Here is a 5617-nt window from a genome sequence, read left to right as displayed (position 1 = left end):
AGCCATGAACTCGATCCCCAGAATGCCGTAGGCGTTGTCCAGGATCTGGCCGTTCTTCAGGGCGGTGTTCATCCCCATCGAGACGAAGTCCTCTTGATCGGCGGCGGCCGGGATCGACTGCACCGAGGCCGGAGCCGACAAAAGCCGCTGCTCGACAATCAGCGTGTCGGCCGTGTACTGACTCAGCATCATCCCTGAGAACATCCCGGCTCCCTTCGTCAGGAACGCCGGCAGGCCGACGCTCAGGGCGGGGTTGGTCAGCCGATTGAGCCTGCGCTCGGACAGCACGCAAACCATGGTGATCGCCGCTCCCATGCTATCCATGGGCAGCGATACCGGCGTCCCCTGGAAGTTGGCGCCGGTGAGTGTCAGGCGCGCCTCCGGCAGGAAGATCGGATTGTCCCCTACCCCGTTCAACTCGATCTCGACCTGGCTGCGGGCATAGGCCAGCATGTCGTGCGCCGCCCCGATGACCTGGGGTGAGGAGCGCATCGAATACGCATCCTGCACCTTGCTCTTCAGCTTGCCCGTCTGCAGGTCCGAACCATCGACACACTTCAGGATCGCCATGGCCGACCGGACAGCGCCAGGAAACCCGCGCGCCTGGTGCAGGCGAACGTCATAGGGCTTGAGATTCGCCAGCAAGGCTTCCAGGGACATGGCACACGCGATTTCGGCTTGTTTGAGCCAGCGCTCCATATCGAACAGGTGCAGGGCGCTCATGCCGGTCAGGAAGTTCGAGCCGTTGATCGCCGCCAGGCCGTCGCGTGCCTGCAGATCGGGGATCGGGATCTTGGCGCGCTCCATCGCCTGCGCTCCCGGCAGGCGCTGCCCTTGGAAGTATGCCTCCCCTTCCCCCATGAGCAGCAGGGCGATCTGGGACATCGGCGCCAGGTCCCCGGAAGCCCCCACCGAGCCCTTCTGGCAGACCACCGGGGTAACGCCCCGATTGAGCATTGCCACCAGGGTCTGGGGGATCTCGGGCCGGCACCCGGAGTTGCCGTGGGCATGGACATTCACCCGGCTGGCCATGGCCGCCCGGACGTGCTCGACCGGGGCCGGGTCCCCGATCCCGGCGGCGTGGTTGTAGATCAAGTAGCGCTGGAACTGCCGCACTTGCTCATCCGAGAGCGCGACCTCGGAGAACTCGCCGATGCCGGTGTTCACCCCGTACATGATCTCGTGCGCCTGGAGCTTCTCCTCAAGCATTGCCCGGCAGAGGCGGATGCGTTCTACCGCCTCAGACGGGAGCTCAACCTCCTCGTTGAGACGTGCGATCCGGGCCAACTTCTCGATCGTCAGCCCGCTTCCGTCAAGACGAATGGTCATCGCTTTCTCTCCCATCGGGCAGGAATACGATCTGCACCCAACGTGGTGGGTGTACTTCCATTCTAGGGCTGCCGGGGACACCCCGCAAGAAGATCGACACCCCGCTGATGGTCCGGCCAGAGCAGCCGAGCCAGTTGCATGCTGCCGCTAACGTCCCGAGGCCCGAGGCGCTGCATGTCTCCAATGATCGGTCCGTTGAAACCATGGCGCACACAGTACACCTCCAGGCCCCGGTCGGCTCCCGCCCGGACGATGGCGCGGATCACGCTGTTCATCCCGGGTGCATCTCCCCCGCGGGTCAGAACGGCGATGCGCTTCACCGGCCACCCCCCGCGAGTGAGAGCCTGAGGGAGGCGCAGCTGCCCTGCAGGGCAGAGAATACCCGCCAGCGCCTAACGCCGGATTCTCGCCAGAAGGACCGACTGATCATCTGAGACCACCTCCACAGGGAATCCCGCTGCTTGTGCAAGATTCGAGGTCGAGAGCGAGACAACTACCGGCTGTGAGGGTCGGGAGGGATCGATGGCGCTCAGGCGGACGCCTCGATCCCACGGCCAACTCGTGGCTGCCTCGCCATCCAGACGCAGCCCAAGAACACGCACCTGCCCGGCATCCGAGGCTGTCATCAATGAGAACCGCGTCTCACCATCGAGCGACTCGGGCAGTGGCATCCAGCCCGAGAACCCGGCGGGCACGTTCAACGCCTCGGCACCTGAGCGCAGAATCTCGCCGCGGCTGAGCAGCAGAGTGGCTGCATCTCCCAAGTTCTCAAGCCGGATCGCGTCCCAGTCTGGCCCTGGGGTGGTACTGCTGAGAACCTCAAGCGGTGTCCCGGGCCCGAGGGCGAGACCCCCCTGGCGCAGCCAGGGCATCTGGCTGACCGGGGATAGGCCCACAACGTACGCCAGCCGATCGTTGGCCTGAACCCACCTCCGCTCGCCCTCCGTTCCGGCGACGATGGGCAGGTAGACGGCCTCTCGTTCGAGGGCCCCATGCGCCAAGCCGGCGTACAACGAAATCTCATCGACAAACAGGGCCGCCTGGTCGGGAGCCATTTCCAGGAGCGGGGCGAATGCGTCGCTACCCCCCAGCCCAAGGTCGTCTTTGGTCGTCGCCTTGAGGATTCCTTCTGCGAAGGCCTGTGAGGAATACCTCAGATTGGTCGCCAAGGATCGGAGGACCAGGGCTCCGAGCAGCAGCAAGCCCGCGCCGCGCACAATCAAACCGGCGGGCGCGGCACCCGCACCCCGCCGAATCCGGGCGATCCAAGTCCACAAGGCGCCCAGCCAGAAGGTGATGGCGTTGCCAACGGCTCCGATCAAGAAGAACGCCACGCTCGCCCAAATCCGCCCGGTGGCGGTGCTCCCGTGAACGGGATGGTAATACCCCAAGCTGGCCAACAGGATCGCAGCCAGCGACAGGCCCGCGGCCCAGACCCGGCGGGCGTGCGAGGCCGGAGTTGCGGCTAGGCCGACCACGACGAGAAGGGCGGCAGCAGCCAGGCTCCAGTAGGTCGCTCCCCACCTGGCGACCAGGTCGAGCAGGTTGGCGCCCCCGAGCTGGAACGCCTGCCCCCAGGTTGTCCCCGTGGCGTAGTAGCTCTCCGCATCCCCGGACAGCGCAAAGACGGGCACGAGTCCCGCTAGAATCACCCGCCCCAGCACCAGCAGCACACCAACGGCGAGCAGCCGTTGCGCGGGCCGGTCCATCCGCCAGCCGTTCATCCAGGCAATCATCAGCAAGGCGGCGGCGACGTAGAACACGCCCATCGGATGGGTGCCCAGGGCGGCGATCCAGAGCAGCGGAAGATAGCGGTAGCGCTTGACGTCACGCCGAAGGATCACGACCCAGCTCAGGGCGGCCCAGCCCCAGGCCAGGGTTCCAGGTACGAAGTGCAGCCCCTGGCCCGGCAGCTGGTAGAACGCTAGCAGCCCAAGGGCGATCCCGGCGGCCGCCGGCCCCCAAACCGTCCTGATCCACAGGCCAATCGCCACGCACACCACAAACCCAAGCACGGCTGAGGCGAGGTTGTAGGCCTGGGGAGCGCCCAGCCCGAGAGCGCGCAGGCCGGTGAGCACCAGCGAGTACAGCGGATGGAAGTAGGTGAAGAGGTGGATGTCGGTCCGCAGGCGGTGGAAGGCGACTTCTTCGTCGCCACCTTCCACTTGCATTTGCATCGCCAGGGACTGAATGGCGGGACAGCTTCCGTCGAAGCACTCAGCCATCACCTGCGCCTGCGCCAGATAGCGATAGGCATCGTCGATCTCCACCGGCTCTGCTCGGCTGAGGGAAGGCACAACGGCATAGGCCATCCTGGCAACCACAAACAGCACGAAGCCGCACCAGAAGACGATCCTGCTGACGGTGCGGCTGCTCCCCCCGCCGAGTCCGGGCTCAGGCAACAGGCTCTCCTCATGAGACGTCGGGGCGGTATTGGACCCGCCGGATGTGGCTGCGCTCGAGGTCAACGGGGCTCCATGCTGCGGGGATTATATGCCCTGCTCCGTCGAGGGCTCTGCGCCCGTGCCCCTCGGGACCTGGCCGACCCATGCCTGACATCAAGCCGATGGCCTTTCGGTATTGTTAATGGTCCATGAGTCCTAGCGCCGCCAAGGCAGTTTCGCTGCATGCTTGTGATAACATGTCCTGTTGCCCGTGCCACCGTACACGCGGCTGGGACGTGCCACTGAGCACCTTGGATGCCGAACACTGCTGTTGAACCCGGGGGATCCCATCCCCCATTGATCCAACTGCGCCATGTCGTCAAAGAATACGACAGCCCGGCCGGACCCTTCCCGGCCCTGAAGGGCGTTTCGCTCAGCGTCGCCCGCGGCGAGTTCATCGGCGTCATCGGCAAATCGGGCGCCGGAAAATCGACGCTGCTGAACATGATCACCGGCATCGATCAGGCGACGTCGGGCGAAGTCGTGCTCACCCCCAATGGCCGATCCTACGCCTTTCACACCATGCCGGAGGCGGAGTTGGCTGTCTTCCGCGGCCAGCACATCGGGGTTGTCCATCAGGCCTTCCATTTCCTCCCGATGCTCACCCTGCTTGAGAACATCATGCTGCCGATCGACCTGTGCGGCGACTACAGCCGGCGGGAGAGCGCCGGGCGGGCCATGGAGCTGCTTCGCCTGGTCGAGCTGGAAGAGCACGCCGGCAAGAAGCCCGCCCAGATCTCCGGCGGACAGCAGCAGCGAGTGGCGATCGCCCGCGCCTTGGCCAATGACCCCGAACTGCTCGTTGCCGATGAGCCGACCGGCAGCCTGGATACGGTCACCGCCGACCACATCCTTGAGGCATTCACCCGTCTGGTGGCGCAGGGCAAGACGATCGTCATGGTGACCCACGACTCCAGCCTTGCCCCGTTGTTCTCGCGCCAGGTCCAACTGACCGATGGTGTGCTCACACAGAGTCTGGGCGAGCATGGCGGGAACGGACGCGGCGGACGAACCGCATGACATCCCCCGCCCTCCCCCTGAGCCCTCTGCAGATCGAGCCGATCATCGCGATCCGCGAACTCAAGAAGACGTTTCGCAACCATGCCGGCGAGTTCCCGGTCTTGAAAGGCCTCGATCTGACCCTGAACCGGGGCGAGTTTGTGGCGATCGTCGGGAAATCCGGCAGCGGCAAGTCGACGCTGCTGAACATGATCACCGGCATCGATCACCCTACCTCCGGGAAGGTCCTGGTCGACGGTCTGGACATCTACGGCCTGACCGAGTCGGAAAGAGCCCGCTGGCGCGGCCAGACCGTCGGCATCGTCTTCCAGTTCTTCCAGCTGCTGCCGATGCTGACGCTGTTGGAGAACGTCATGCTGCCGATGGACTATGTGAACCACGGCGAGTTCCAGGGGCGGCCGGCGCGCGCCCTCGACCTGCTGCGGCAGGTCGGGCTTGAGGGCCAGGCCCACCTGCTGCCGGGGGCGGTCTCCACGGGACAACAGCAGGCCGCCGCCATCGCCCGCGCCCTGGCGAATGATCCGCCGGTGATCGTGGCCGATGAAGCCACAGGCAACCTCGACTCGCGCTCGGCGGAGTCGATCGTTCGCCTGTTCGCGGACCTGGCGCAGGCGGGGAAGACGATTGCCCTGGTCACCCACGACCCGACCCTGGCAGCCCATACGACACGCACGGTCGTGATTTCGGACGGGGAGTTGGTGGATGAGACCCTTGCCAGGGCCCTGCCCTACCTGCCTCACCCCCGGCTGCTCGCCGCCACGCACCGGCTGGACCGCCTGCGCTTCGGACCCAGCGAACCGATCCTCCGCCAGGGGCAGCCGGTT

General features: G+C 65.7%; 5 protein-coding genes. 2 read left to right on the top strand and 3 right to left on the bottom strand.

Going from position 1 to position 5617, the window contains the following annotated elements; translation table 11 throughout:
- From MUO23_07715 to MUO23_07705, 3 genes are all read right to left on the bottom strand, one after another.
- On the bottom strand, positions 1 to 1329 hold a 1329-nt coding region (locus tag MUO23_07715; GenBank protein MCJ7512841.1), incomplete at its 3' end, for an aromatic amino acid ammonia-lyase.
- Between the two features lie 62 nt (positions 1330 to 1391).
- A complete protein-coding gene (locus tag MUO23_07710; GenBank protein ID MCJ7512840.1) occupies positions 1392 to 1649 on the bottom strand; it encodes a 6-phosphofructokinase in 258 nt (85 codons plus the stop codon).
- Positions 1650 to 1721: 72 nt separating this feature from the next.
- Positions 1722 to 3731 carry a hypothetical protein gene (locus MUO23_07705; GenBank protein ID MCJ7512839.1) on the bottom strand — a complete coding sequence of 670 codons (2010 nt, stop codon included), beginning with the start codon at positions 3729 to 3731 and terminating at the stop codon, positions 1722 to 1724.
- Positions 3732 to 4028: 297 nt separating this feature from the next.
- On the opposite strand from MUO23_07705, the gene MUO23_07700 reads away from it, so the two are divergent.
- Together MUO23_07700 and MUO23_07695 are read left to right on the top strand one after the other, a co-directional pair.
- Entirely contained in the window at positions 4029 to 4793 is a 765-nt protein-coding gene (locus MUO23_07700; protein ID MCJ7512838.1) for an ABC transporter ATP-binding protein, read from the top strand.
- Positions 4790 to 5617 (top strand): ABC transporter ATP-binding protein (locus MUO23_07695; GenBank protein MCJ7512837.1); only part of this gene is annotated, 828 nt, incomplete at its 3' end. The genes MUO23_07700 and MUO23_07695, both read left to right, overlap by 4 nt.

The organism is Anaerolineales bacterium (assembly GCA_022866145.1).
GTDB lineage: Bacteria > Chloroflexota > Anaerolineae > Anaerolineales > E44-bin32 > PFL42.
The sequence above is the reverse complement of the archived record's forward strand: the minus strand, read 5'-3'. Positions and strand labels throughout refer to the sequence as shown.